Source organism: Thalassobius vesicularis, assembly GCF_004799325.1.
Classification (GTDB): Bacteria; Pseudomonadota; Alphaproteobacteria; order Rhodobacterales; family Rhodobacteraceae; genus Thalassobius; species Thalassobius vesicularis.
On record NZ_SSMD01000009.1, the window covers coordinates 31,296 to 55,923 of the forward strand.

The 24,628-nt window shown below is 65.9% G+C and carries 29 protein-coding genes; 16 read left to right on the forward strand and 13 right to left on the reverse strand.

What is annotated here, in order from left to right:
- Positions 1-172 precede the first annotated feature (172 nt).
- Positions 173-3,628 carry a chromosome segregation protein SMC gene (gene smc, locus E7681_RS15965; protein ID WP_136340262.1) on the forward strand — a complete coding sequence of 1,152 codons (3,456 nt, stop codon included), beginning with the start codon at positions 173-175 and terminating at the stop codon, positions 3,626-3,628.
- A 54-nt stretch (positions 3,629-3,682) separates the two neighbouring features.
- Here smc and E7681_RS15970 read toward each other — a convergent pair whose 3' ends face one another.
- The 5 genes from E7681_RS15970 to E7681_RS15990 all read right to left on the reverse strand — a co-directional run bounded on the left by E7681_RS15970 (position 3,683) and on the right by E7681_RS15990 (position 8,383).
- A complete protein-coding gene (locus E7681_RS15970) occupies positions 3,683-4,228 on the reverse strand; it encodes a hypothetical protein (protein WP_136340263.1) in 546 nt (181 codons plus the stop codon).
- On the reverse strand, positions 4,228-5,397 hold the full coding sequence (locus E7681_RS15975; RefSeq protein ID WP_136340264.1) for a lytic murein transglycosylase: 1,170 nt from the start codon (positions 5,395-5,397) through the stop codon (positions 4,228-4,230). Before E7681_RS15975 ends, E7681_RS15970 begins: the two co-directional genes overlap by 1 nt.
- Before the next feature lie 63 nt (positions 5,398-5,460).
- On the reverse strand, positions 5,461-6,381 hold the full coding sequence (cbiB, locus tag E7681_RS15980; RefSeq protein WP_136340265.1) for an adenosylcobinamide-phosphate synthase CbiB: 921 nt from the start codon (positions 6,379-6,381) through the stop codon (positions 5,461-5,463).
- Positions 6,378-7,316, reverse strand: a complete 939-nt coding sequence (gene cobD, locus E7681_RS15985) for a threonine-phosphate decarboxylase CobD (protein ID WP_136340266.1) — start codon at positions 7,314-7,316, stop codon at positions 6,378-6,380. The genes cbiB and cobD overlap by 4 nt, the downstream gene beginning before the upstream one ends.
- 65 nt (positions 7,317-7,381) lie before the next feature.
- Positions 7,382-8,383: a glutathione S-transferase family protein gene (locus tag E7681_RS15990; RefSeq protein WP_136340267.1), complete on the reverse strand. Its 1,002-nt coding sequence runs from the start codon at positions 8,381-8,383 to the stop codon at positions 7,382-7,384.
- A gap of 247 nt (positions 8,384-8,630) precedes the next feature.
- Here E7681_RS15990 and E7681_RS15995 point away from each other — a divergent pair, with 247 nt between their 5' ends.
- Positions 8,631-8,990, forward strand: a complete 360-nt coding sequence (locus tag E7681_RS15995; protein ID WP_136340268.1) for a hypothetical protein — start codon at positions 8,631-8,633, stop codon at positions 8,988-8,990.
- On the opposite strand, the gene E7681_RS16000 is transcribed toward E7681_RS15995, so the two are convergent.
- The gene (locus E7681_RS16000; protein WP_136340269.1) at positions 8,991-10,160 is read right to left on the reverse strand and encodes a MalY/PatB family protein; all 1,170 of its coding nucleotides are present in this window, start codon (positions 10,158-10,160) and stop codon (positions 8,991-8,993) included.
- Between the two features lie 258 nt (positions 10,161-10,418).
- On the opposite strand from E7681_RS16000, the gene def (E7681_RS16005) reads away from it, so the two are divergent.
- From def (E7681_RS16005) to E7681_RS16020, 4 genes are all read left to right on the forward strand, one after another.
- Entirely contained in the window at positions 10,419-10,937 is a 519-nt protein-coding gene (gene def / locus E7681_RS16005; protein ID WP_136340270.1) for a peptide deformylase, read from the forward strand.
- Between the two features lie 11 nt (positions 10,938-10,948).
- Positions 10,949-11,443, forward strand: coding sequence for a peptide deformylase (def, locus tag E7681_RS16010; RefSeq protein WP_136340271.1), 495 nt, complete (start codon positions 10,949-10,951; stop codon positions 11,441-11,443).
- Positions 11,444-11,555: 112 nt separating this feature from the next.
- On the forward strand, positions 11,556-12,461 hold the full coding sequence (gene fmt / locus E7681_RS16015; protein WP_136340272.1) for a methionyl-tRNA formyltransferase: 906 nt from the start codon (positions 11,556-11,558) through the stop codon (positions 12,459-12,461).
- 30 nt (positions 12,462-12,491) lie between these two features.
- Positions 12,492-12,728, forward strand: coding sequence for a GlsB/YeaQ/YmgE family stress response membrane protein (locus E7681_RS16020; RefSeq protein WP_136340273.1), 237 nt, complete (start codon positions 12,492-12,494; stop codon positions 12,726-12,728).
- A gap of 10 nt (positions 12,729-12,738) precedes the next feature.
- Here the strand turns inward: E7681_RS16020 and E7681_RS16025 are convergent, their stop codons facing one another.
- The 6 genes from E7681_RS16025 to ispH are packed head-to-tail and all read right to left on the reverse strand — an operon-like array spanning position 12,739 to position 16,430.
- A complete protein-coding gene (locus E7681_RS16025) occupies positions 12,739-13,362 on the reverse strand; it encodes a trimeric intracellular cation channel family protein (RefSeq protein WP_136340274.1) in 624 nt (207 codons plus the stop codon).
- On the reverse strand, positions 13,359-13,826 hold the full coding sequence (rnhA, locus tag E7681_RS16030) for a ribonuclease HI (RefSeq protein ID WP_136340275.1): 468 nt from the start codon (positions 13,824-13,826) through the stop codon (positions 13,359-13,361). Before rnhA ends, E7681_RS16025 begins: the two co-directional genes overlap by 4 nt.
- A complete protein-coding gene (locus E7681_RS16035) occupies positions 13,819-14,412 on the reverse strand; it encodes a class I SAM-dependent DNA methyltransferase (RefSeq protein WP_136340276.1) in 594 nt (197 codons plus the stop codon). Before E7681_RS16035 ends, rnhA begins: the two co-directional genes overlap by 8 nt.
- Positions 14,409-14,861 carry a DUF3429 domain-containing protein gene (locus tag E7681_RS16040; RefSeq protein WP_136340277.1) on the reverse strand — a complete coding sequence of 151 codons (453 nt, stop codon included), beginning with the start codon at positions 14,859-14,861 and terminating at the stop codon, positions 14,409-14,411. The genes E7681_RS16035 and E7681_RS16040 overlap by 4 nt, the downstream gene beginning before the upstream one ends.
- The gene (locus E7681_RS16045; protein WP_136340278.1) at positions 14,858-15,472 is read right to left on the reverse strand and encodes a LysE family translocator; all 615 of its coding nucleotides are present in this window, start codon (positions 15,470-15,472) and stop codon (positions 14,858-14,860) included. Before E7681_RS16045 ends, E7681_RS16040 begins: the two co-directional genes overlap by 4 nt.
- A gap of 7 nt (positions 15,473-15,479) precedes the next feature.
- Positions 15,480-16,430 carry a 4-hydroxy-3-methylbut-2-enyl diphosphate reductase gene (gene ispH / locus E7681_RS16050; protein WP_136340279.1) on the reverse strand — a complete coding sequence of 317 codons (951 nt, stop codon included), beginning with the start codon at positions 16,428-16,430 and terminating at the stop codon, positions 15,480-15,482.
- A 134-nt stretch (positions 16,431-16,564) separates the two neighbouring features.
- Here ispH and E7681_RS16055 point away from each other — a divergent pair, with 134 nt between their 5' ends.
- Positions 16,565-16,990, forward strand: a complete 426-nt coding sequence (locus E7681_RS16055; protein ID WP_136340280.1) for a c-type cytochrome — start codon at positions 16,565-16,567, stop codon at positions 16,988-16,990.
- Positions 16,991-17,024: 34 nt separating this feature from the next.
- Here E7681_RS16055 and E7681_RS16060 read toward each other — a convergent pair whose 3' ends face one another.
- Positions 17,025-17,591: a LabA-like NYN domain-containing protein gene (locus tag E7681_RS16060; RefSeq protein ID WP_136340281.1), complete on the reverse strand. Its 567-nt coding sequence runs from the start codon at positions 17,589-17,591 to the stop codon at positions 17,025-17,027.
- 138 nt (positions 17,592-17,729) lie between these two features.
- On the opposite strand from E7681_RS16060, the gene folK reads away from it, so the two are divergent.
- The 9 genes from folK to rnc all read left to right on the forward strand — a co-directional run bounded on the left by folK (position 17,730) and on the right by rnc (position 24,626).
- Entirely contained in the window at positions 17,730-18,296 is a 567-nt protein-coding gene (folK, locus tag E7681_RS16065; protein WP_136340282.1) for a 2-amino-4-hydroxy-6-hydroxymethyldihydropteridine diphosphokinase, read from the forward strand.
- 78 nt (positions 18,297-18,374) lie between these two features.
- Entirely contained in the window at positions 18,375-18,734 is a 360-nt protein-coding gene (rpoZ, locus tag E7681_RS16070; protein ID WP_136340283.1) for a DNA-directed RNA polymerase subunit omega, read from the forward strand.
- Positions 18,735-18,764: 30 nt separating this feature from the next.
- Positions 18,765-20,897, forward strand: coding sequence for a RelA/SpoT family protein (locus E7681_RS16075; RefSeq protein ID WP_136340284.1), 2,133 nt, complete (start codon positions 18,765-18,767; stop codon positions 20,895-20,897).
- 15 nt (positions 20,898-20,912) lie between these two features.
- The gene (locus tag E7681_RS16080) at positions 20,913-21,575 is read left to right on the forward strand and encodes a DUF2062 domain-containing protein (RefSeq protein WP_136340285.1); all 663 of its coding nucleotides are present in this window, start codon (positions 20,913-20,915) and stop codon (positions 21,573-21,575) included.
- Positions 21,576-21,625: 50 nt separating this feature from the next.
- Positions 21,626-22,375, forward strand: a complete 750-nt coding sequence (locus E7681_RS16085) for a pyridoxine 5'-phosphate synthase (protein WP_136340286.1) — start codon at positions 21,626-21,628, stop codon at positions 22,373-22,375.
- Positions 22,375-22,659, forward strand: coding sequence for an RNA 2'-phosphotransferase (locus E7681_RS16090; protein WP_136340287.1), 285 nt, complete (start codon positions 22,375-22,377; stop codon positions 22,657-22,659). The genes E7681_RS16085 and E7681_RS16090 overlap by 1 nt, the downstream gene beginning before the upstream one ends.
- Complete coding sequence (acpS, locus tag E7681_RS16095; protein ID WP_136340288.1) at positions 22,656-23,057, forward strand: holo-ACP synthase; 402 nt, start codon at positions 22,656-22,658, stop codon at positions 23,055-23,057. Before E7681_RS16090 ends, acpS begins: the two co-directional genes overlap by 4 nt.
- A 52-nt stretch (positions 23,058-23,109) precedes the next feature.
- On the forward strand, positions 23,110-23,940 hold the full coding sequence (gene lepB / locus E7681_RS16100) for a signal peptidase I (RefSeq protein WP_136340289.1): 831 nt from the start codon (positions 23,110-23,112) through the stop codon (positions 23,938-23,940).
- Complete coding sequence (gene rnc, locus E7681_RS16105) at positions 23,937-24,626, forward strand: ribonuclease III (RefSeq protein ID WP_136340290.1); 690 nt, start codon at positions 23,937-23,939, stop codon at positions 24,624-24,626. The genes lepB and rnc overlap by 4 nt, the downstream gene beginning before the upstream one ends.
- The last annotated feature ends 2 nt before the right edge of the window (positions 24,627-24,628 follow it).

A 24,628-nucleotide genomic window follows, 5' to 3' on the forward strand; every position in this document is an offset into this window, starting at 1 on the left:
GTCGGGGTTGGGTGTTTGTGGCCCGTGGGTGCGGGCGGGTCAAGCGGCGGAAATCCGCAATATCTTGTGGATAAATGGTATCATAAGGCCATATCCGGGGTGTGGGCGTTGACTCGGGCCGTCTAGGGGCCGCAGGATCGGTGGACATCTGGAATCAGGGACCGACCCGCGCGTGTTTTTCACGAAACTCAGACTGTCCGGCTTCAAAAGCTTTGTGGACCCGACCGAACTCCTGATCAAGGAGGGGCTGACGGGCGTCGTGGGGCCGAACGGGTGCGGCAAGTCGAACCTGCTGGAGGCGTTGCGCTGGGTGATGGGCGAAAACCGCCCCACGGCGATGCGCGGCGGCGGGATGGAGGACGTGATCTTTGCCGGGGCGGCGACGCGGCCCGCGCGCAATCACGCCGAGGTGGCCCTGCTGATCGACAACCACGAGCGGCTGGCCCCGGCGGGTTTCAACGAAGAGGACCAGTTGGAGATCGTGCGCCGGATCACGCGGGACGTGGGCAGTGCGTACAAGGTGAACACCAAGGACGTGCGGGCGCGCGATGTGCAGATGCTGTTCGCGGATGCCTCGACCGGGGCGCAGTCGCCTGCGCTGGTGCGGCAGGGGCAAATTTCCGAGCTGATCAACGCCAAGCCGAAGAACCGCCGCCGGGTGCTGGAGGAAGCGGCCGGGATCTCGGGCCTGTATCAGCGGCGCCATGAGGCGGAGCTGAAGCTGAAGGCGGCCGAGCAGAACCTGGCGCGGGTGGATGATGTCGTTGAACAGCTGGCCAACCAGTTGGCGCAGCTGGAACGGCAGGCGCGGCAGGCGGCGCGGTATCGGGCCATCGGGCAGGAATTGCGGCAGGCCGAGGGGATGCTGCTGTACCGCCGCTGGCGCGAGGCGGATGAGGCGCGGCTGGTGGCCGAGGGCGATCTGCGGCAGCGGCTGACGGCGGCGGCGCAGGCCGAGGCGGCGGCGCGGCAGGCGGCCAAGGCGCGGGCGGTGCAGGAGGATGCGCTGCCTCCGCTGCGCGAGGAAGAGGCGATTGCGGCGGCGATCCTGCAGCGGCTTCAGGTCCAGCGGGACGCGCTGTCGGATCAGGAGGCGCGGGCCGTCCAGACCATCCAGACCCTGCGTAGCCGGATCGAACAGCTGGCCCGCGACATTGAGCGTGAGGCCGGGCTGAACCGCGACGCCGGAGAGATGATCGAACGGCTGGAGTGGGAAGCGCGCGAGCTGTCCAAGGCGGGCGCGGGCCACTCAGACAAGCTGGAGGCCGCTGCCGAGGCGGCGCGCGAGGCGGCGAGCGTCTTGCAGGACCGCGAGGCGGATCTGTCCGAGCGGACCGAGGATGTGGCGCGTCTGGCCGCGCGGCACCAGTCGGCGCAGCGGATGCTGGAGGACGCGCGCAAGATGCTGGCGCGGGCCGACGCCGAGGCGGACAAGGCGCGCGAGGCGGTCGAGGCGGCCCAGATCGCGCTGGAGAATGCCGAGATCGAGCACGAGGCCGCGCAGGAGGCCGAGGCCATCGCCGTGGATACGGCAGCGCGGGCCGAGGAAACCTTGATGGAGGCCGAGGCAGCGCGGGCGGAAACGCAATCGCGCGAGGCGGATGTGCGGGCGGAACGATCCGAGGCCGAGGGCGAGCTGAACGCCCTGCGAGCCGAGGTGACGGCGCTGGCCAAGCTGCTGCAACGCGACACGGCCGAGGGCGGCCAGATCATGGACCGCTTGCAGGTGGAACAGGGCTTTGAAAAGGCGCTGGGCGCGGCGCTGGCCGACGATCTGCGCGCGCCTGAGGTCGAGGAAGACGGCCCCTCGGGCTGGGCGGTGCTGCCGGATTATGATGCTCCGCAATCGCTGCCCGCCGGGGTGGTGGCGCTGTCGGCGCATGTCTCGGTGCCCGAGGTGCTGGCGCGGCGAATGGCGCAGATCGGGCTGATCGAGGCCGAGGACGCCCCGCGCCTGCAACCGCTGCTGCAACCGGGGCAACGGCTGGTCAGCCTGGAGGGCGACCTGTGGCGCTGGGACGGGTATCGGGCCTGGGCCGAGGATGCGCCGTCAGCAGCGGCGCTGCGGTTGCAACAGATGAACCGGCTGGAAGTGCTGAAGCAGCAGATGGAGCGGGCGACCTCGCGCGCGGATGCGGCACGGCAGGCGCATGAGGCGCTGACGGCGCGGCTGACGGACCTGACCCACGCGGATCAGGCGGCACGGACGGCGCGGCGGCAGGCGGACCAGCTGGTGGCCGAAGCGAACCGCAAGCTGAGCCGGGCCGAGGCGGATCGCAACTTGGCGGGGTCCAAGCTGGAATCGCTGGGGCTGGCGGTGGCGCGGCACGAAGAGGATTCGACGGGCGCGCGGGCGCAGGTGTCCGAGGCGACGCGCACGGTCGAAGGGCTGGACGATCTGGACGCGGCGCGGGCCTCGGTCGAGGACGTGAAAATGACGGTCGAGGCGGCGCGGATCACGATGATGTCGCGGCGCTCGGCGCATGATGAATTGCGGCGCGAGGGCGAAGCGCGGCTGCGGCGATCCCAGGAAGTGACCAAGGAGCTGAGCGGCTGGCGGCACCGGTTGGAGACAGCCTCGACCCGGACGGCGGAGCTGGAAGAGCGCAAGGCGGCGACCGAGGATGAGTTGATCGAAGCCAGCGCGGCCCCCGAGGAGATCGCGATCAAGCGCGAGGAATTGGGCGAGGCAATCGAGCAGGCTGAGGAGCGCCGCCGGATTGCCGCCGACAAGCTGGCCGAGGCCGAGACGGCCACGCGGGCGGCTGAACAGGCCGAGCGGGATGCGGAGCGGGCGGCGTCCGAGGCGCGGGAAGCGCGGGCGCGGTCCGAAGCGCGGGCGGATGCAGCGCGCGAGACGGTGGCCTATGCCGCCGAGCGGATCGAGGAAGAACAGGAAACGACGCCTGCCAAGCTGCTGGAGCGGCTGGAAGTGGATGCGGAGGCGATGCCGCCTTCGGACACGATCGAGGCGGATGTGAACCGGCTGAAACGCCAGCGCGATGCCTTGGGCGCGGTGAACCTGCGGGCCGAGGAGGACGCCGAAGAGGTGCGGGCCGAGCATGGCACTCTGATCGCCGAAAAGGCGGACCTAGAGGAGGCGATCAAGGCGTTGCGGCAGGGGATTTCCAGCCTGAACCGAGAGGGGCGCGAACGCCTGCTGACCGCGTTCGAGCAGGTGAACGGCAATTTCGGGCAGCTGTTCCGGCACCTCTTTGGCGGTGGCGAGGCGAACCTGGTGCTGGTGGAGTCGGACGACCCGCTGGAGGCCGGGCTGGAGATCATGTGCCAGCCGCCGGGCAAGAAGCTGTCGACGCTGAGCCTGCTGTCGGGGGGCGAACAGACGCTGACCGCGCTGGCGCTGATTTTCGCGGTGTTCCTGGCGAATCCGGCGCCGATCTGCGTGCTGGACGAGGTGGATGCGCCGCTGGACGATGCGAACGTCACGCGGTTCTGCGACATGCTGGACGAGATGTGCCGGCGCACCGACACGCGGTTCCTGATCATCACGCACCACGCGGTGACGATGGCGCGGATGGACCGGTTGTTCGGGGTGACGATGCAGGAACAGGGCGTGAGCCAGTTGGTCTCGGTCGATCTGAAGAAGGCCGAACAGCTGGTGGCGTGACGGGGGCGCCGCTGGTTGCCTGCGGCAACCTCGCCCCGCCCGCCGTCCCGTATATCAGAGCTTGATGAGGCGGTCGGTGAGGCTGACCACGCCGTCCTGCACGATCGAGCAGAGCAACCCACGCAGTCGCAGGTGGACGTTTTCGCGGTCGGTGATCCAGTCCTTGGCGGGGGCGCCGTAGCGGGCCTTCCACTTCACGCAGGCGTCGTTGAACACGTCCGAGACCTGAAGGATCGCGGTGCCGGCCTGAATGCGGCTGCCGACCGGGAAATTGGCGTAGGAACAGTCGATATCCGCGACGATGGGGTCGCCCGGGTGGGGCTGTTTTTCGCGGTCCAGCCAGACGGCATCCATCACGCGGACGGGCAGGATCGAAACTTGGATGCGCGGGTCGGGGGAGCCGTCCGCCAGCACCATCCACGGCGCTTTCAGCCAGCGGTCGCCGGGGATGCCGCCTGCGACGGTGAGGGGGAGGTCCTGAAGGAACTCGCGCTGGCGGTAGTCGGGGCGGCGGCACAGCATCGAGATCGGCGCGTTGTCCTGCGGTGCGGCGCGGACGTGATCCATCGCGGCGCGGAGCTGTTCAGAGGTGGCTTGCATCACAGTTTTCCCAAAAGTTCGGTGGTGGGCCAGGCGTCGGCGGGCAGGCCGAGGCGGAGCTGCTCGGCCTGGACGGCCTTGCGGGTGTTAGCGCCCAGAATACCGTCGATTTTGCCGACATCATAGCCGCGCGCAACCAGCTTTTGTTGCAGCTGTTTCATCTGCGCGCCCGAGAGGCCCGGATCGGGGTTGCCCGCGTCGAACACTGGCGCGCCTTGCAGGCGGTTGGCGAAATAGGCGGCGGTCAGGACGTAGGTAAAGGACTGATTCCACTCGAAATACACGTTGAAATTCGGGTAGGCGAGGAAGGCCGGACCCTTGTAGCCCTGCGGCAGGATCAGGCTGGCGGGCAGTTGCGCGTCCCACTTGCCCGAGCGGGGTTTGACCCCCATCGCTTGCCATTCCGAGACCGGGTGCGTGGTGTCGATGCCTGAATGCGACCAGTCCATGCGGGCGGGCAGGGTGACCTCTTGCAGCCAGGGTTGGCCGGGGGTCCAGCCCAGATGCGACAGCATCTTGGCGCCGGACATCAGCGCGTCGGGGGCCGAGGTTTTCAGGCTCACATGGCCGTCGCCGTCACCGTCCACGCCGTTATCCAGAATGTCCTGCGGCAGCATCTGGACCATGCCGATCTCGCCAGCCCAAGCGCCGGTGGTGCGGGCGGGGTCGAAATCGCCGTGTTTATAAAGCTCGAGCGCGGCAAAGACCTGCGGGCGGAACAGCTGCGGGCGGCGGCAGTCATGGGCCAGCGTCACCAGCGCGTTGAGCGTGTTGAAGTCGCCCTGGAAGGCACCGTAATCCGTCTCGAACGCCCAGAAGGCCAGCAGGACGCCGGGGGCGATGCCGTGCTGTTGCTGGATGCGGTCGAAGGTCGAAGCGTATTTGCTGGCGTTGGACTGGCCGCGCTTCATCCGGTCGTTCGAGATCAGGCGGCGGGCGAAGGTGGTGAAATCCAGCTGGAACACGCCTTGGGCGCGGTCGGCTTTTAGCACCTTGGCGTCCTGCTGGACCCCGGCGAAGAACGCCTTGGCGGTGGCGGCGTCGGTGCCTTTGGCCGTGGCCTCGTCGCGCAGGCCCTGCACGAAGGCGCTGAACGATCCGCCGCAAGGGGCCGCGATTGCGGTGCTGGCGGAGAGCAGAAGGGCGGTCAGGGCTAGGGGCAGGCGCATGAAATCCTCGGGTACTGAAAAACGTTGCGCGCAGCCTAGCAGGCGGGCGGAGGGCGGTGAAGCTCAGAAAACCCAGCAGGCCAGCAGCTGCGCCGCACCGATGGCAAAGGCCGCGCCCAGCGTCAGGCCCCAGGCGCGCCAGAGGGCGGCGACGGCGGCGTCGATCTGCAGCGGGCCGGGGGTGCGGCTGCCGCTGGGATGGACCCACGGATAGGCGCGCATCTGGCCGTGATAGGCGCGCGGGCCGGACAGGGCGACGTTCAGGGCGCGGGCCATCGCGGCCTCGGGCCAGCCGGCATTGGGCGAGCGGTGCTGGCGCGCCTCGGTTCGGATGGCGGGCCAGTCGGTCAGGACGTGGTGCGTGGCGGCGATCAACAGGGCGGTCAGGCGCGCGGGGATCAGGTTCAGCAGGTCGTCAAAGCGGGCGGCGGCCCAGCCGAATTGTTCATGCCGGGGGGTGCGGTGGCCGATCATGCTGTCGGCGGTGTTGGTGATTTTATAGAGCAGCAGGCCCGGCAACCCGCCGATCAGGAACCAGAAGGCAGGGGCGATGACGCCGTCGGACAGGTTCTCGGCCGCGGATTCGATGGCGGCGCGGGACACGGCGGGGGCGTCCATCTGGGCGGTGTCGCGGCCGACGATCATCGCCACGGCGCGGCGGCCGTCGCCCACGGACAGGCGCAGGGCGTCGGCCACGGCCTGAACGTGCTGGACCAGCGATTTCTGCGCCAGCAGGATCGCGGCGATCAGGATTTCGGCGACGGGGCCAAGGCAGGACAGCAGCGCGCCGAGGGCGAGGGCGGCCAGTGCGAGGGCGGTCATGGTGGCGACGCCGCGCAGAAGGCGGAAACTGCCGGTGTTGAGGTGCTGATCGGCCAGCGCGATCAGGCGGCCCATCAGGACGGCGGGGTGGGGGACGCGGGACCAGAGCCATTTCGGCTCGCCCATCGCGGCGTCCAGCAGCATGGCAAGGAAAAGGGTCATTGCAGGGCGGCCTCCAACCGGGGCCAGTGCTGCGGGGCGGGCAGGCCGAGGCGCAGGAACTGGCGGGAATAGGGGAAGATGCGGGTCCAGATGTGGTGACGGGCCAGACGGTCCTGCCATTGGGCGGCGTCGGGCACTTCGTAGAGGCGGAACAGGGGTGTGCCGCCGTGCAGGGTGGCCCCGGCGCGGGTCATCAGGGTGTCGAGGCGCTGGGCGTCGGTGGTCAGGCGGGCGCGGGTGTCATTGGCCCAGTCGGGATCGGACAGGGCCTGCGCGCCGATCGCCAGCGCGGGGCCGGAGACGGGCCAGGGACCGAGCATCTGCTCAAGCCGCTGGATATCGTCGGGCAGGCCGATGGCAAAGCCAAGGCGCAGACCGGCGAGGCCCCAGAACTTGCCGAAGCTTTTGAGGATGATGGTGCCGGGGCGGGTGGCGTGCTGGATCAGAGACCGCTCGGGGGCGATGTCGCAGAAGCTTTCGTCGATCACCGTCAGGGGGGCGGTCAGGGCATCGGGGCCGTGCCACGAGCCGGTCGGGTTGTTGGGGTGCACCAGAACGCGGGCGTCGGGCGTGTCGTTCGTGGCGGTCCAACCAGCGGCGGTGAAGGCGGCGGCGTGCTCGTTATACGTCGGTTGGGGGATGTCGACGGTGCCGGGCGCGCGCAGGTGCGGGATGTGCGAGATCAGGATCGACGCACCGGGCGCGGCGAGGATCGCGGCCTGATCGGGGACGGACCAGAAGCGGCGGGCAGCGTCGAGCAGGCGGGTTTGCGCGGCGCGGTCGGGCAGGGCCGTCCATGCGTCGGGGGGCAGGGCGCTGACCGGGTAGGGCACGGGGTTGATGCCGGTGGACAGGTCGATCCACGTCTCGCGGGTGCCGCCGTAATGGGCCGCTGCCGCGTCGATGCCGCCGCCGTGGTCTCGGGTCTGTGTCACGTTCGTCCCCTTGTTGCTGCGGTGTGAATGCCGCAGATCGGGGGGCAAGGGCAAGGGGCCGCTTGTCAGGCTTGGCGGGCTGCCGCGCTGAGGTGCGCCCGACCGTGCGGTTCGGCGTAGTCCAGGACCGGGTTGATCGGGATGATCCGGTTCGGATTGAGGGTGTCGTGGCTGTAATGGTAGTGGCGCACGATATGGTCCAGATGGGTCGTCTCGGCCACGCCGGGCCACTGGTAAAGCTCGCGCGTGTAGGCCCAGAGGTTGGGGTAGTCGATCAGGCGCTTCAGGTTGCATTTGAAGTGCAGGTGATAGACCGGATCGAAGCGGATCAGCGTGGTGAACAGGCGCCAGTCGGCCTCGGTGGCTTGGGCGCCCAGCAGGTAGCGGTTCTGCGACAGGTGGGCCTCGAGCCAATCCAGACTGTCGAACAGCGGGCGCACGGCGGCGTCATAGGCGGATTGCGTGGTGGCGAAACCGGCCTTGTAGACGCCGTTGTTGACGGTGTCGTAGATGCGGGTGTTCAGCGCCTCGATCCGGTCGCGCAGGGGGGCGGGCCAGAAATCCTGTCGGTCGCCGGTCAGCCCATCGAAGGCCGAGTTGAACATGCGGATGATCTCGGCGCTTTCATTCGAGACGATGGTTTGGGTCTGCGTGTCCCACAGCACGGGCACGGTGACGCGGCCGGACATGTCGGGGCGGGCCTTGAGGTAAACATCGCGCAGGAAGGGCAGGCCGTGCAGGGTGTCGCCGGTCGCGCCGGGGAAATCAGTGGCAAAGGTCCAGCCGTCTTTCAGCATGTCGGGGTGTACGACCGAGACGGGGATATGCGGGGTCAGCCCCTTCAGCGCGCGGAAGATCAGGGTGCGATGCGCCCAGGGGCAGGCGTAAGAGACATAGAGGTGATAGCGCCCGCTTTCGGCAGCGTACCCGCCGGTGCCGCTGGGGCCGGGGCGGCCGTCAGGGGTGACCCAGTTGCGGAAGGACGCGGTGGTGCGCCGGAACGCCCCCCCGGATTTCGAGGTGTCGTACCAGTCCGTGCGCCAGTTGCCGTTTTCCAGAAGTCCCATGTGCCTCTCCTCTCGGTTCAACAGATAGCCGAGGGGGGTGCAGATGAAAACGCGACCCTGCGCGCAGGGGGTTTGCGTTGCTGCACATGCGAGTGATTCTGTGTGATTTGAGGGGGTTGCGGGGTGTGGGGCGCCGGTTGTCCCTTGTGGATAAGGTTATGCAACACGCTGCGGCGCATCATAAAACAGTAACTTGACGTTAACCACGGATGCGGCATCCTGAGGGGAACCGAAAGGGAACACGCAGATGGAAACATTCCTGTCCAAAGAGGTGCAGGCGGGGCTGGATGCCGCGCGCACCGCAAGCCTGAAACGCTCCAGCCGGATGATGGTCGAGGCGAATGGCCGCTCGTTCCGGGTGCTGAAATTCTGGGGCACCGGGTTCGCGCTGGACGCCCAGGATGCGCCCAAGCTGCGCGGGCTGGTGGACCTGTATGATCGCGGGTTCCACCTGTATCAGTGCCTGATCGTCGCCTCGGGCGAAGAGGACGGGCTGATGAACTATGAGTTCAAGCGGTTGACCGCGGCCCATACCACCGCGCCCGTCGATTTCGTGGTCGAGGATCGCTCGGAGCGGAAGCTGCTGGAGAACCGCCCCGAGGGTTGATTACTGCAGATCGGCGAAGGCCGCCTGCATCCGCTCGGCTGCTTGCTGCACCAGCGCGCGGGGCGTGGCCAGATTGAAGCGCAGGAAATTGTCGCCACCCGAGCCAAAGGTCGGCCCGTGGTTGACGGCGATCTTGGCACCTTGCTCGACCCGGCTGGTGAATTCTTCGCGGGTCATGCCGGTGCCCGAGAAATCGACCCAAGCCAGGTAGGTCGCCTGCAGCGGCATGGATTTCAGGCCGGGAATGGCGTTGATCGCGGCGTCGAACAGCTGGCGGTTGCCGTCGATATAGGCGACGGCCTGATCCACCCAAGCGGCCCCGGCGGGGGAATACGCCGCCTCGGCCATGTGCAGCCCGAAGGAGTTGGGCGACATCCCCAGCGCCATCATCCGCGCGCCGAATTTGGCCCGCAGCGTCGGGTCGGGGATGATCACGTTGCCCGAATGGCTGCCCGCGATGTTGAAGGTCTTGGTGGTGGCCGTCATCATGATCAGCCGGTCCTCGATCCCGTCGATCAGGGCCATTGCTGTGTGTTTCGCGCCGGGGAAAACCAGGTCGTGGTGGATCTCGTCCGAGACCAGGATCAGGTCGTGCCGCTTGGCGAAGGCGGCGACGCCTTCCAGTTCCTCGCGGGTCCAGACGCGGCCGCCGGGGTTATGTGGCGAGCACAGGATCATCATCTTTTCCGAGCCGTCGAGCTGCGCGTCCCAGGCGTCGAAATCCATCTCGTAATGGCCGTCATTGTTGCGCAGGTCACACTCGACCACGCGACGGCCGTTGGCGCGGATCACCTTGGCGAAGGCGTGGTAGACGGGGGTCATCAGCACCACCCCATCGCCCGGCTGGGTGAAGCTGTCGACGCACATCGCGGTTCCGTTGACCAGCCCGTGAGTGGTGAAAATGGCCTCGGGGTCAACGGTCCAGTTGTGGCGGGTCTGCATCCACCAGCAGATCGCGGCGCGATAGCTGGCATCGTCGCCGTAATAGCCATAGATGCCGTGATCGTGCATCGCGCCGACGGCATCCTGTACGCAGTCAGGCGCGCGGAAATCCATATCGGCCACCCACATGGCGATGCCATCCTTGGCAGGGACGCCATAGATTTTCTCCATCATGTCCCACTTCGAAGAATGGCTGTCGAAACGGTTGATGATGTCGTCAAAGCTCATGTGGGTCTCCTGTTGTCGTGTGGCCGCAGCCTAGGACGAGATGTCCGGGCGGGACAAGGGGTGGTGTTGCGTGGGTGATTGTTCTCATATTTTGCGTCATTCAGGAAGATGGTTCCTGATGATTTGCAAAAAATGGGAATATGTCCCAATAATATGATAAAATTCGGGAATTTATTGCGTCGGCGGCTGCCCGCGCCTGCGTCTGCGCGAAATTTTGGCCCATTGCGCGAGGGAAAGCCATATCCTAAATGCCCAACCATGATACGCCCGATCCTGATCCATCCCGATCCCCGCCTGAAAAAGGTCTGCGCCCCGGTGCCCGACCTGTCCGACGATCTGCGCAAGCTGGCCGAGGACATGCTGGAGACGATGTACGACGCCCCCGGTATCGGGCTGGCGGCGCCCCAGATCGGGGTGATGGACCGGCTGATCGTGCTGGATTGCGTGAAAGAAGCCGGCGAGGCCCCGCGCCCGCTGGTGATGTTCAACCCCGAAATCGTGGCCAGCTCGGACGAGACCAGCGTCTACGAAGAGGGCTGCCTGTCGATCCCCGAGCAATACGCCGAGGTAACGCGGCCTGCCGAGGTCTCGGTCCGCTGGATCGACCTGAAGGGGAACGAGCAGCAAGAGGATTTCGCCGGGCTGTGGGCGACCTGCGTGCAGCACGAGATCGACCACCTGAACGGCAAGCTGTTCATCGACTATCTGAAGCCGCTGAAGCGCCAGATGATCACCCGCAAGATGGAAAAGCTCAAGCGCGAGCGCGCACGGGGCTGACAGGAAGCGCCATGACCGCCCGCAAATGTATCCCCTGGCCGAACAAGTGCCTGCGTACCCCGGCTGAACCGGTCGAGGTGATCACGGACGAGATCCGTGCGATCTGGACTGACATGATCGACACGATGGAGGCAATGCCCGGCGTCGGCCTGGCCGCCGTGCAAATCGGCGTTATGAAACGGCTGGCGGTTGTGGACGCGTCCGAGGCGCGTGGGCAGGTGGTGCGGATGGCCAATCCCGAGGTGCTGCATGCCAGCGTGCAGCTGCGACCCCATGACGAGGCGAGCCCGAACCTGCCCGGCGTACATGCCCGGATCGAGCGGCCCCGGGCGGTGACGGTGCGGTTTCTGAACGAAGCGGGTGAGGTCGAGGAGCGTGATTTCGTGGGGCTGTGGGCGACCAGCGTCCAGCACCAGATCGACCATCTGAACGGCAAGATGTATTTCGACCACCTGTCCAAGGTGAAGCGCGACATGCTGGTGCGCAAGGCTCGGAAGCTGGGCTGACCGGTTGGGGCTGCGGCAAATTTCTTGCAAAGAAATTTGACCGGAAAATTTGAAATTTTCCGGGCCTCCGGCGGGAGTATTTGGGATCAGAAAGAAGGCAGGGAGCGGCAGGATGCGGATCGTTTTCATGGGGACGCCCGAGTTCTCGGTGCCGGTGTTGGACGCGTTGGTTGCTGCCGGGCACGAGATTGCCGCCGTGTATTGCCAGCCACCGCGTCCGGCAGGGCGGGGGAAGAAGGATCGTCCGACTCCGGTTCATGCGCGGGCTGAGGAGTTGGGCTTGGAGGTTCGGCATCCGGTGTCCCTGAAAGGGGCTGAGGCGCAGGCGGAGTTTGCGGCTTTGGGCGCGGATGTGGCGGTGGTGGTGGCCTATGGCCTGATCCTGCCGCAGGCGGTTCTGGATGCGCCGGTGCATGGGTGTTTGAACATTCATGCCTCTTTGCTGCCGCGTTGGCGCGGTGCGGCGCCGATCCATCGGGCGATCATGGCGGGCGATGCCGAAACCGGGGTTTGCATCATGCAGATGGAGGCGGGGTTGGACACCGGGCCGGTTCTGTTGCGGCAGGCGACGGTGATCGGGGCCGAGGAGACCACGGCGCAGTTGCATGACCGCTTGTCCGAGATGGGGGCGGCGCTGATCGTTGAGGCCTTGGCCCGGTTGGGGTCTTTGGAGGCGGAGGTTCAGCCCGAGGACGGCGTGACCTATGCTCACAAGATCGACAAGGCTGAGGCGGCGGTGGATTGGGCTGCGTCCGCGGTCGAAGTGGATCGCAAGATCCGTGGGTTGTCGCCGTTTCCGGGGGCTTGGGTCGATGTGGACGGGGTGCGGCTGAAGCTGTTGGCCTCGCGCCTGGTTGACGGGTCGGGGGCGCCGGGCGAGGTGTTGGATGATGCGCTGACGGTGGCCTGCGGCTCGGGCGCGGTGCAGCTTTTGCGCTTGCAACGGGCCGGGAAGGGGGCGCAGGATGCGGCCGAGTTCCTGCGCGGGATGCCGTTGCCCAAGGGGGCGCGGCTGTAATCCGAAGCGCGGGACGGTTCGGAGGCTGAGATGGGCGTGATTTACCTGATCATCATTGGTGCGGCGGCCGGTTTTCTGGCGACGCGGTTGATGAAGCTGGAGACGGACATCATCACCACCATCGTGATCGGCATGGCGGGCGCGGTGATTGGCGGGCTGGTGCTGCGGTTCTTGCTGAACGTGATGGGCATGGCCTCGGGTCTGGTCGGGGCTGTGCTGGGGGCGATGGCGCTGATCTGGCTTTGGCAGACCTATATCCGCAAGTGATTTCTGAGCGTTAGCGGCGCGGTGGGCGGCTTTTGTAGACTGGCAGGCTCCAACCAAAGGTCAGTGATCCTGCGCGCAAGGCCCATGTGGTGAGGGCGCAGGCGCTGAGGCTGATCAGGGGCGCGTGGCCAAGGGCCTGCACGATCAGCGCGGCGGCGGAGCCTGCGAAGGCGGCGGTCACGTAAAGCTCGCCCTGTTTCAGAACCAGCGGCACCTCGTTGCAGACGACATCGCGCATCAGGCCGCCGAATGTGCCGGTGATCATGCCCATGATCAGGACAACGGCGGCGGGTTGGCCCTGTCCCATCGCGATGGCGACGCCTGCGGGGACGGCCACGGCCAGCGCCAGACTGTCGAGCCACAGCAGCGTTTTATAACGCGATTCCAGCAGGTGCGCGGTGAAGAATACCAGCGCGGCCGCGCCGACGGTGACGCCGATATAAGCCGGTTGCGCGATCCAGAAGATCGGGTTGCGGTCCAGCAGCAGGTCGCGCAGCGTGCCGCCGCCGACCGCCGTCAACGTGGCGATGAAGGTGAAGCCGACCAGATCCAGCTGGGCCCGCGATGCGGCCAGTGCGCCGGTCAGCGCGAACACGGCGACCGAGGCGAAATCCAGCAGTGCGGCGGGGGTCATTGTCCGGCTTTCGCGGGTTTGAACGGGGCCATGCCGGCGCGGGCCAGCTCGTCGGCGCGCTCGTTCTCGGGGTGGCCGGCGTGGCCCTTTACCCATTTCCAGGTGACGGTGTGGCGGGCCTGCGCCTGATCGAGGCGCTGCCACAGTTCCACGTTCTTCACCGGCTTCTTGTTCGAGGTCTTCCAGCCGTTGCGTTTCCAGCCGAAGATCCAGCCGGTGACGCCGTTCTTGACATAGGCGCTGTCGGTCACAACCGTGATAACGGACGGTTTTGCCAGCGTTTCCAAGGCGTTGATCGCGGCCAGCAGCTCCATCCGGTTGTTGGTGGTCTCGGGCTCGCCGCCCGAAAGCTCGCGTTCCTTGACGATGGCGTCGCCGTCCATGGCGCGCAGCAGGACGCCCCAACCGCCGGGGCCAGGATTGCCGGAGCACGCTCCGTCGGTATATGCGAACAGGTCAGGCATGGGTGGCCACGGATACCCAATCGGACTCGGTGCCGTCCAGCCCTTTGTCGCGGCCGGGGGTGATTTTCGTGACGGTGAAACCGGCGGCGTGCAGCAGGGCGGTCAGCTCGTCGGGGGTGTAGTAGGTGTAGAAGCGGCCAAGGCGGTCGCGGCCATCGCCGGTGCCGGTTTTCAGCGCCAGATGGAACTGCCCGCCGGGGCGCAGGGCGCGGTGGATGGCGGCCAGATGGCGGGGCAGGTCGGCGCGCCTGGCGTGGAGCAGGCTGAAATTGGCCCAGATGCCATCGTAGGTGTCGGTGGCGGACAGCTCGTCAAACGTGGCCAGGCTGGCCGAGACATCCCTGTGCTGGGCGGCGAGGGCGACCATTTCCGCGGAGGCGTCGGAGGCATCCACGCGCAGCCCGGCGCGGGCCATTTCGGCGGCGAACAGGCCGGGGCCGCAGCCCAGATCCAGCACGCGGGCGGCAGGGGGCAGGGCGGCGATGAAGGCTTGCAGGAAGGGGCTGTTGACGTGCTGGGCGGTGACGCTGGCGTATTCGGCGGCGCGCTCGTCATAGACGCGGATGGTGTCGCGGTCCTGGCTCATGCGCTGGCCGTGATCAGCAGGCAGGTGACAGTGAGCAGCGTCAGCGGGATGCGCAGGGACATCCACCAGTCGGGGGCCAGCTGGTAGCGGGCGAAAAACGCGTCGATCAGCAGCGTGGCGAGGAAGCCGATGGACAGGTTCAGCGCCGCGCCCTGATGGCCGCCGCCGGTCGAGAAAAAGGCCCAGAAGGCGGGCGGGACGGCGAGGAGATAGCCCAAGGATGCCGTGCCGCCGCGCGATTTGCTGGCAAAGCCCCAGAACACGCCCGCGCTGAAGGCCAGGATCACCGCGCCGTAGAAGACGCCGATATAGGGGCCGGTAAAGCGCGCGCCGAGGGTGCGCAGGCTGAACACGGCGAGCGGGTCCGACAGGACGGTCAGCGCGCTCCAGACAAAGGGGGTTACCCCCGCGAGGCCGATCAAAAGGGGCGTGCGGGGGATCTTGGTCATGCGCGCTCGGCCGCCAGACGGCCTGCGAGCAGCAGGAAAATCCCGGCGAACGTACGATTCATCCAGCGCATTGTACGCTCGGACGACAGCACCAGACGGCGGGCGGTGGCGGCGAACACGCCGTAGAGGACGAAGACGACGAAGGTCATCGCCATGAAGATGCCGCCAAGCGTCAGCATCTCGGCCGTGGCGGTGGCGGCGTTGCCGGACAGGAAGGGGGGCAGCAGCGCGAGGAAGAAGATCGACAGCTTCGGGTTCAGCGTGTTGATCAGGATGCCGCGGCGGGCGATGGCCCATGCCGATTGGCGCGTGGTCTGGCCCGAGATCGCCAGCGCCCCACCGGCGCGCAGGGCCTGCCAGGCCAGCCACAGCAGGTACGCGACGCCCGCGAATTTCACGGTCTGGAACAGCAGGGCCGAGGTGTGCATAGCGGCGGCCAGCCCCAGCATGGCGGCGGACATGGCGGGGACGATGCCGATGGTGCAGCCAAAGGCGGCGATGACGGCGGCGCGGCGGCCCTGACCCAGACCCATCGCCAGCGTGTAGATCACCCCGGTGCCGGGGGCGAGGACGACGACCAGCGCGGTCAGCAGGAATTGCACGGAAATCATGGGCACCTCAGGCGGGTTGGCGCAGGACGCGGGGAACTTTGAACTCGATATTCTCTTGCGCGGTCTCGACGATATCCACGGTCACGTCATAGCGGGTGCGGAAGGCGTCGATCACCTCGTTGATCAGGATTTCGGGGGCCGAGGCCCCGGCGGTGATGCCCAGCGTCTTGATCCCCTCCAGAGCGCGCCAGTCGATTTCCGAGGCACGCTGCACCAGTTGGGCGTAATCGCAGCCGTTGCGGGCGGCGACCTCGACCAGGCGGCGGGAGTTGGAGGAGTTGGGCGCGCCGACCACCAGCAGGGCGTCGCATTGGGGCGCGATGGCCTTGACCGCCTCTTGCCGGTTGGTGGTGGCGTAGCAGATGTCTTCCTTGTGCGGGCCGACGATGTTGGGGAACCGCGCGTGCAAAGCGGCCACGATGTCGATGGTGTCATCGACGGACAGGGTGGTCTGGGTGACGAAGGCCAGATTGTTCGGGTCGCGCACAGGGACGGTGGCGACATCGGCCACGGTTTCGACCAGCAGAACCTCGCCCTCGGGCAGCTGGCCCATGGTGCCGATGGTTTCGGGGTGGCCCGCGTGGCCGATCATGATGATCTGCAGACCGTTTTCGGAGTGACGCTCGGCCTCGATATGCACCTTCGACACAAGCGGGCAGGTGGCATCGACATAGATCATGTTGCGGGTTTCAGCTGCGGCGGGGACGGATTTTGGCACCCCGTGGGCCGAGAAGATGACCGGGCGGTCGTCGGGGCAATCCTCCAGCTCTTCCACAAACACCGCGCCCTGGTCGCGCAAGCTGTCCACGACGTATTTGTTATGCACGATCTCGTGGCGGACATAGACGGGCGCGCCCCATTTCTGGATCGCCATTTCGACGATCTTGATGGCGCGGTCGACACCGGCGCAAAAGCCGCGCGGGGCGGCCAGATAAAGGGTCAGCGGCGGTTTGGTCATGCGGGGCCTCCTGTCGGGGACAACAGGTAAGGCGTTGCGGCGGCGTGGTCCAGTGCGAAGCGCTCACGCAGGGGTGAGTTGTGCGCGGCGCGCGTGTATGGTGCCTTGGGTCGGACAGACGAAAGGGAAGACGGATGAAGCTGATCTATGGGGCCGTGTTTGCACTGGCGGCCAGCGGGGCCTGGGCCGAGGGGTTCCTGCCCTATGACAACCCGATGGCGGTAGAGCTGGGGCAGAAGATCTATGCCGATCAATGCGCGGCCTGCCACGGCGAAGGGCTGGAAGGGCAGGAGGACTGGAAAGCGCAGGACGAGGACGGCTATCTGCCCGCCCCGCCGCACGATCCCAGCGGGCACACGTGGCACCATGCCGACGAGGTGCTGTTCAAGATCACCAAATACGGCGCCGAGGCGCTGGTGGGAAACGGCTACAAGTCGCGGATGTCCGGATTCGGAGAGGTGCTGTCGGACGCCGAGATCGTCGCCGTGCTGGCCTATATCAAAAGCACATGGCCGCAGAAGGTGATCGAGATCCACAACGGGATCAACGCACAGCAGTAACGAAAAACCGGGGCGCTGGGCCCCGGTTTGTCACTTAGCTCGAGTAGGCGCTCTCGCGGTCGGCGGGAACCTCGCGCGGGGGGCGGCCGATCACTTCTTTCAGCTCGTCCAGCTCGATGAAGTTGTCGGCCTGACGGCGCAGTTCGTCGGCGATCATCGGGGGCTGGCTGCGGATGGTCGAGACCACCGAGACGCGGACGCCCTGACGTTGCAGCGATTCCACCAGCGGGCGGAAATCGCCATCGCCCGAGAACAGCACGATGTGATCGACGCGGGGGGCCAGTTCCATCGCATCGACGGTCAGTTCGATGTCCATGTTGCCCTTGACCTTCCGGCGGCCCTGGCTGTCGGTGTATTCCTTGGCCGGCTTCGTCACCATGGTGAAGCCGTTGTAGTGCAGCCAATCCACCAGCGGGCGGATGGGCGAGTATTCGTCATTTTCCAGAAGGGCCGTATAATAAAAGGCCCTCAACAGCTTTCCCCGGCGCATGAACTCCTGACGAAGCAGCTTATAGTCGATGTCAAAACCCAGGGCCTTGGCAGCGGCATATAAATTGGATCCGTCGATGAACAGCGCCAGCCGTTCGTCTTTGTAGAACATCTAAAAAATCCCTTCCGATTTAAAGCTGGTCTGTCCGTCCGTGAGTGAGTGTGCAAATGGAAGACCTGCAGCTTAAGAAGTAAGTCGCTACGAAAAGGTGCGCAAGTAGGTTGGTGCGCTCGAAAGGATAGGTCCGCAATGATATCCAATCAAGAGATCGTGTTGGCGTTGGGTTCGAATCAAGCCGTTGATAATGCTGGAAGTGCTGAAGTTCTGAGCATGGCGCTGGCCGAGCTGGAGGCGCGCGGTATCGCGGTGGTGCGGCGTAGCCAAATGTACGCGACCCCCTGCTTTCCGGCCGGTGCCGGGCCGGATTATGTTAACGCTGCGGCAGTTGTGCGCACCGATCTGGCGCCCGCGGATTTGTTGGCCGTTCTGCACGAGGTCGAGGCCGGGCTGGGCCGCCAGCGCATCGCGCGGTGGGCGGCGCGGACGGTCGATCTGGACCTGATCGCCTATGGCCAGCAGGTGCTACCGGACCGGGCGGGCTATCTGGCGTGGCACGAACTGCCGCCAGAGCGACAGGCGCAAGAGGCCCCGGCGCAGCTGATCCTGCCGCACCCGCGGATGCACGAACGCGCCTTTGTGCTGGTGCCGATGCGCGACGTGGCCCCGGACTGGCACCATCCGGTGCTGGGGCACAGCGTTCGGCAAATGTGCGAGGCCCTGCCGGAGGCGGCGGTAAAAGAGGTGCGGGCGCTTTGAAAATGGCCTTGTCAATCCCCATATTTCCCCATAGAAAGCGCCTTTCAGACCCCCTGTCCCAATGACTGGAGTGCCCCCATGGCCCGCGTTACCGTTGAAGATTGCGTAGACAAGGTACCGAACCGTTTCGAGCTGGTGATGCTCGCCGCCCATCGTGCGCGCGAAATCTCGGCCGGTGCGGGGCTGACCATCGACCGCGACAACGACAAGAACCCGGTTGTGGCTCTGCGTGAGATCGCCGAGGAAACCCAGTCGGCAGACGAGCTGCGCGAACGCCTGATCGAGAGCAACCAGACCCAGATCGAGGTCGACATGCCCGAAGAGGACGACATGGCGCTGCTGATGGGTGGCGGCGAAGCGGCCGACAAGCCCGCAGAGGACGACATGTCCGAAGAAATGCTGCTGCGCCAGCTGATGGAAGCCCAGGGGCAGAGCTGACTCCATCAACACACGGGAAGCGGATAAATCATGATCGCGGTTGAAGACCTGATCGCTCTGGTCCGCAATTATAACCCGAAGACGAACGAAGAGCTGATCCGGGCGGCCTATGCCTTTGGCCTGCAGATGCATGAGGGGCAGTTCCGCCACTCGGGCGAGCCCTATTTCAGCCACCCCGTCGCAGTCGCTGCCATCCTGACCGAGCAGCGGCTGGACGACGCCACCATCATCACCGCCCTTCTGCACGACACGATCGAGGACACCAAAGCCTCGTATTCCGAGCTGGAGAAGCGATTCGGCCGCGATGTGGCCGACCTGGTCGATGGCGTGACCAAGCTGACCAACCTGCAGCTGTCCAGCAGCGAGACCAAGCAGGCGGAAAACTTCCGCAAGCTGTTCATGGCCATGTCCAAGGACCTGCGGGTGATCCTGGTCAAACTGGCCGACCGTCTGCACAACATGCGCACCATCAAGGCGATGCGCGCCGAAAAGCAGGTGCAGAAGGCGCGCGAAACCATGGACATCTTTGCCCCGCTGGCCGGGCGCATGGGGATGCAGTGGATGCGCGAAGAGCTGGAAGACCTGGCCTTCAAGGTGCTGAACCCGGAAGGGCGCGCCAGCATCATGCGCCGCTTCGTGATGCTGCAGAAGGAAACCGGCGATGTGATCCACCGCATCACCGGCGACATGCGTCACGAGCTGGAAGAAGCCGGGATCGAAGCGCAGGTGTTTGGGCGGGCGAAAAAGCCGTACTCGATCTGGCGCAAGATGCAGGAAAAGGACATGGGATTTTCCCGCCTGTCCGACATCTACGGATTCCGCGTCATCACCGATAACGAGATGGACGCCTACCGCGCCCTTGGCGTGATCCACCAGCGCTGGCGCGCGGTGCCGGGGCGGTTCAAGGACTACATCAGTCAGCCGAAATCGAACGGCTATCGCTCGATCCACACCACGGTGTCGGGGCGCGATGGCAAACGGGTCGAGGTGCAGATCCGCACCCGCCAGATGCACGACGTGGCCGAAACCGGCGTCGCGGCGCATTGGTCCTATCGCGACGGTGTGCGCAGCAAGAACCCGTTCGCGGTGGACCCGGCCAAGTGGATCGCCACCCTGTCGGAACAGATGAGCATCGAGGAAGACCACGACGAGTTCATGGAAGCTGTGAAGCTGGAAATGTACTCGGACAAGGTGTTCTGCTTTACGCCCAAGGGTGAGGTGGTGAAGCTGCCCAAGGGCGCCACGCCGATTGATTTCGCCTATGCCATCCACACCCGGATCGGCAACGCCTGCGTCGGCGCCAAGGTCGACGGGATGCGCGTGCCGCTGTGGACGCGGGTCAAGAACGGCCAGTCGGTCGAGATCATCACCGCCGAGGGGCAGACCCCGCAGGCGACCTGGCTGGAGATCGCGACCACCGGCAAGGCCAAAAGCCAGATCCGCCGGGCCCTGCGCGCCGTGGACCGGGAACGCTTCATCAAGCTGGGGCGCGAGCTTGCGCGCTCGGCCTTTGAGCATGTGGGCAAGAAATCCACCGACAAGGCGCTGGACACCGCCGCGCGCCACCTGCGGATCGAGGGCCGGGACGAGGTTCTTGCCCGTCTGGGCAGCGCGGAGCTGACGACTTCGGAGGTGATCCACGCGGTTTATCCCGAGCTGATCTCTCGTGAGGGGGACGAGGTGGAGCCGAATCGCGCTGTTGTCGGCCTGTCCTCGGACCAGCGGTTTGATCTGGCCAAGTGCTGCCAGCCGCTGCCGGGTGAACGCATCGTCGGCATCACTTATCGCGGCAAGGGTGTGGTCGTGCACGCCATCGACTGCGAGGCGCTGACCTCCTACGAGGACCAGCCCGAACGCTGGGTCGACCTGCACTGGCACGCGGGCAAGCACCCGGCGGTGCATACCTCGACGCTGGATGTGACGATTGGCAACGATGCCGGCGTACTGGGACGCATTTGCACATTGATCGGAGAGCAGAAGGCCAATATCTCGGACTTGCACTTTGTTGACCGCAAACCGGATTTTTACCGACTGCTGATTGATCTGGAGTTGCGGGATGTGGAACACCTGCACTCGGTGATGCTGGCGCTGGAGGCCGAAAGCGATGTCGCGGCGGTGCAGCGCCACCGCGACCCGTCGCGGCTGGGGACACACACGGGATAACGGGAAGGGCCAGTTTTGGTATTCAAGCGCAGGGACAGAAGGCCGATCTGGAAGGTCGTTGCCGAGTTCTTCTGGCCCCGGGGCGGTTGGCGCCGCGCTGCGCTGTACGTCAAACACCGCCTGCACCGACTGCCCGACACCCCCGAAAAGATCGCGCGTGGGATTTTCGCCGGCGTCTTCACCACCTTCACCCCGTTTTACGGCCTGCATTTCGTGATCGCCGCGATTCTGGCCTTTGTCATGCGCGGCAACATCATCGCGGCGCTGCTGGGCACGTTCTTTGGCAACCCGCTGACCTATGTGCCGATCGGCGTGATCTGCATGAAGGTGGGGTATTTCCTGATGGGCCGTGGCCCGCAGGATCACGAGGTGCACCGCAGCCTGGTCGGTAAATTCATCGACGCGGGCGAGAACCTGAAGGACAACCTGTTCGCCGTTTTCACCGGAAAACACGTGGAATGGCACGAACTGGAAGTGTTCTATCACGAGGTGTTCCTGCCCTACCTGATCGGGGGCATCCTGCCGGGGCTGTTGGCCGCGGTGATCTGCTATTATGTCAGCGTTCCGCTGATCCGCGCCTACCAGCACCGCCGCAAGGGCGTGCTGAAGGCCAAACTGGCGGCGTTGAAAAAGAAAAAAGCCCACAGACAGGCTGACGAAATCAGGAAAGCGGATTAGGGTCGGGCCAAATCGGGGTCACGACGCAAACGAATGCGAAGGAGAAGGCGATGAAGCCTTTGGGAAATCTGCGCCTTGGCGTGAATATCGACCACGTGGCGACGGTGCGCAACGCACGCGGCGGGGCCTATCCTGACCCGCTGCGCGCCGCGAAACTGGCCGAAGAGGCGGGCGCTGACGGCATCACCGCGCACCTGCGCGAAGATCGCCGGCATATCTCGGACGCGGATATCGAAGGGCTGATGGAGGTGCTGTCGGTGCCGCTGAACTTCGAGATGGCGGCCACCTCGGAAATGCAGCAGATCGCGCTGCGCCATCGCCCCCATGCGGTGTGCATCGTGCCGGAAAAGCGCGAGGAACGCACCACCGAAGGCGGGCTGGAAGTCGCGCGCGAGGAAAACCGGCTGGCGCATTTCATCGCGCCGCTGCGCGAGGCGGGCTGCCGGGTGTCGATCTTCATCGCGGCGGACAAAAAGCAGATCGAAGCGGCAGCGCGGATCGGGGCCCAGGTGATCGAGCTGCACACCGGCGCCTATTGCGACGCCCATGCCGAGGGCCATTTCGACGTCCGCGACCGCGAGCTGGAAAGCCTGCGCGAGATGTCGGCCTTTGCCCACTCGCTGGGGCTGGAGGTGCACGCGGGCCACGGGCTGACCTATGACACCGTGAAACCCGTCGCGGCCTTTCCCGAGGTGATGGAGCTGAACATCGGCCATTTCATCATCGGCGAGGCGATTTTCCGTGGCCTGACGCCGGCCATCCACGAGATGCGCCGCCTGATGGACGAGGCGCGCGCGTGATGCAGCCGGCGACTCCGCCCGAGACGCTGTACCACGCCACCACCCGCGAGGGCGCGACGGCGGTGCTGGCCTTGGGCCTGGTGCCCGAGGCCGGGGCGCATGTGCGGTTGGCGGTCAATCCGGGTGTTGCACGGCAGACCGGGGGCACGGCGGTATTCACCGTCTACGCCCGCACCGCCCATGACGAGGGGCAGGCGTTCTGGCAGGCCGAAGATGGCAGCTGGCTGACCGAGGCGGTCGATCCCGGTTTCCTGTACTTGCCACCGATCCGGGGCGCGGAATGATCCTGGGCATCGGCACCGATCTGGCGAATATCGAGCGTATCGCCGCCACGCTGGACCGTTTCGGCGACCGTTTCCGCAACCGCGTTTTCACCGAGACCGAGCAACGCAAGGCCGAACGCCGCAAGGACGTGGCGGGCACCTATGCCAAGCGGTGGGCGGCGAAAGAGGCGTGCTCGAAAGCATTGGGGACGGGGCTGCGCATGGGCATCAGCTGGAAGGACATGGCCGTGTCCAACCTGCGCACCGGCCAACCGGTGATGGAGGTGACGGGCTGGGCCAAGGAACGGCTGGACCAGATGACCCCGCCGGGGCACGAGGCGATCATTCACGTAACCTTGACCGACGATCACCCTTGGGCGCAGGCCTTTGTGGTGATCGAGGCCCGGCCGCTGGCTTGACACCTTGCCGCCCACCCCGCATGTAGCGGGCAACAGATTCAGGAGCATCCGAATGGCCAAGAAAGACAAGAAAGACGGCGGTGTGGTCGAAACCATCAAGACCGTCGTCTATGCCCTGCTGATCGCGGGCGTCTTCCGTACCCTGTTCTTTCAACCGTTCTGGATCCCGTCCGGCTCGATGAAGGACACGCTGCTGATCGGGGATTTCCTGTTCGTCAACAAGATGGCCTACGGCTATTCCTACGCGTCCTGCCCGACGATCCGGCTGGGCGGCTTCGTAATCGACGCCAAGGATATCTGCGGCGTGATCGACGGTGACAACACCCGTATCCTGGCCGATGAGCCCGAGCGCGGCGATGTCATCGTGTTCCGCCACCCGGTCACCGGCATGGACTATGTCAAACGCCTGATCGGCCTGCCCGGCGACACCATCCAGGTGATCAACGGCGTGGTGCAGATCAACGGCGCGGCCGTGCAACTGGCCGATGCCGGCGTGTTCGAGGAACTGGCCGAGCCGCAAGGCCCGCAGGGCCTGCGCCCGCGCTGTGAAAACGGCCCGGTGGGCACCGGCGGCACCTGCCAGAAATCGCGCAAGTTGGAGACGCTGCCGAACGGTGTCAGCCACCACATCCTGAACATCGGCGACCAGCAGTCGGACCACACGCAGGTCTACACGGTTCCGGCCGGTCACTACTTCTTCATGGGGGATAACCGCGACAACTCGACCGACAGCCGCGTGCCGCAGACCGTGGGCGGCGTTGGTTTCGTTCCCTTCGAAAACCTGATCGGCCGCGCGGACCGGATCATGTTCTCGTCCGCTGGCCGTTCGCTGTTCGCGTTCTGGACCTGGCGCGGCGACCGTTTCTTCAAGGGCATCGAGTGAAGCTGTCGGCGGACCTTCAGGCCTTCGAGGCGCGGATCGGGCACACCTTCCAACGGCCCGAGCTGTTGCTGCGCGCGGTGACGCACAGCTCGGTTTCGTCGCCGACGCGCAAGGATAACCAGCGGCTGGAATTCCTGGGCGACCGGGTGCTGGGGCTGGTGATGGCGCAGGCGTTGCTGAGCAAGGACAAAGGCGCGTCCGAGGGGCAGCTGGCGCCGCGCTTCAACGCGCTGGTGCGCAAGGAAACCTGCGCCGACGTGGCCCGCCAGATCGGGCTGGGCGAGGTGCTGAAGCTGGGCCGCTCGGAAATGGTGTCGGGCGGTCGGCGCAAACAGGCGCTGCTGGGCGACGCTATGGAGGCGGTGATCGCCGCCGTCTATCTGGACGGTGGGCTGGAGGCCGCGCGTGACCTGATCCTGACGCATTGGGGCAAGCGGGTCGACAAGGTGGAAACCGACGCCCGCGACGCCAAGACCAGTCTTCAGGAATGGGCGCAGGCACGCGGACAGCAGCCTCCGACCTATTCCGAGGTTGCGCGGTCCGGCCCCGACCATGCGCCGGTCTTTACCATCGCGGTGACGCTGGAATCCGGCGAAAGCGCGCAAGCCACCGCAGGTGCGAAACGCCAGGCCGAACAATCCGCCGCCAAGGCGTTGCTGGCGCGTCTGGCCCCCGAAAAAGACTGATC

Coding starts and splice junctions, on each gene's coding strand:
- E7681_RS16020 (WP_136340273.1), top strand. CDS start 12,492: ATGGGCGTGATTTACCTGATCATCATTGGTGCGGCGGCCGGTTTTCTG.
- E7681_RS16090 (WP_136340287.1), top strand. CDS start 22,375: ATGCAGCCGGCGACTCCGCCCGAGACGCTGTACCACGCCACCACCCGC.
- fmt (WP_136340272.1), top strand. CDS start 11,556: ATGCGGATCGTTTTCATGGGGACGCCCGAGTTCTCGGTGCCGGTGTTG.
- E7681_RS16075 (WP_136340284.1), top strand. CDS start 18,765: ATGATCGCGGTTGAAGACCTGATCGCTCTGGTCCGCAATTATAACCCG.
- E7681_RS15995 (WP_136340268.1), top strand. CDS start 8,631: ATGGAAACATTCCTGTCCAAAGAGGTGCAGGCGGGGCTGGATGCCGCG.
- ispH (WP_136340279.1), bottom strand. CDS start 16,430: ATGACCAAACCGCCGCTGACCCTTTATCTGGCCGCCCCGCGCGGCTTT.
- rpoZ (WP_136340283.1), top strand. CDS start 18,375: ATGGCCCGCGTTACCGTTGAAGATTGCGTAGACAAGGTACCGAACCGT.
- def (WP_136340270.1), top strand. CDS start 10,419: ATGATACGCCCGATCCTGATCCATCCCGATCCCCGCCTGAAAAAGGTC.
- E7681_RS15990 (WP_136340267.1), bottom strand. CDS start 8,383: ATGGGACTTCTGGAAAACGGCAACTGGCGCACGGACTGGTACGACACC.
- acpS (WP_136340288.1), top strand. CDS start 22,656: ATGATCCTGGGCATCGGCACCGATCTGGCGAATATCGAGCGTATCGCC.
- E7681_RS16000 (WP_136340269.1), bottom strand. CDS start 10,160: ATGAGCTTTGACGACATCATCAACCGTTTCGACAGCCATTCTTCGAAG.
- cbiB (WP_136340265.1), bottom strand. CDS start 6,381: ATGACCCTTTTCCTTGCCATGCTGCTGGACGCCGCGATGGGCGAGCCG.
- E7681_RS16045 (WP_136340278.1), bottom strand. CDS start 15,472: ATGATTTCCGTGCAATTCCTGCTGACCGCGCTGGTCGTCGTCCTCGCC.
- E7681_RS15975 (WP_136340264.1), bottom strand. CDS start 5,397: ATGCGCCTGCCCCTAGCCCTGACCGCCCTTCTGCTCTCCGCCAGCACC.
- lepB (WP_136340289.1), top strand. CDS start 23,110: ATGGCCAAGAAAGACAAGAAAGACGGCGGTGTGGTCGAAACCATCAAG.
- rnhA (WP_136340275.1), bottom strand. CDS start 13,826: ATGCCTGACCTGTTCGCATATACCGACGGAGCGTGCTCCGGCAATCCT.
- E7681_RS16085 (WP_136340286.1), top strand. CDS start 21,626: ATGAAGCCTTTGGGAAATCTGCGCCTTGGCGTGAATATCGACCACGTG.
- E7681_RS16025 (WP_136340274.1), bottom strand. CDS start 13,362: ATGACCCCCGCCGCACTGCTGGATTTCGCCTCGGTCGCCGTGTTCGCG.
- E7681_RS16035 (WP_136340276.1), bottom strand. CDS start 14,412: ATGAGCCAGGACCGCGACACCATCCGCGTCTATGACGAGCGCGCCGCC.
- E7681_RS16055 (WP_136340280.1), top strand. CDS start 16,565: ATGAAGCTGATCTATGGGGCCGTGTTTGCACTGGCGGCCAGCGGGGCC.
- E7681_RS15970 (WP_136340263.1), bottom strand. CDS start 4,228: ATGCAAGCCACCTCTGAACAGCTCCGCGCCGCGATGGATCACGTCCGC.
- E7681_RS16040 (WP_136340277.1), bottom strand. CDS start 14,861: ATGACCAAGATCCCCCGCACGCCCCTTTTGATCGGCCTCGCGGGGGTA.
- folK (WP_136340282.1), top strand. CDS start 17,730: ATGATATCCAATCAAGAGATCGTGTTGGCGTTGGGTTCGAATCAAGCC.
- E7681_RS16060 (WP_136340281.1), bottom strand. CDS start 17,591: ATGTTCTACAAAGACGAACGGCTGGCGCTGTTCATCGACGGATCCAAT.
- def (WP_136340271.1), top strand. CDS start 10,949: ATGACCGCCCGCAAATGTATCCCCTGGCCGAACAAGTGCCTGCGTACC.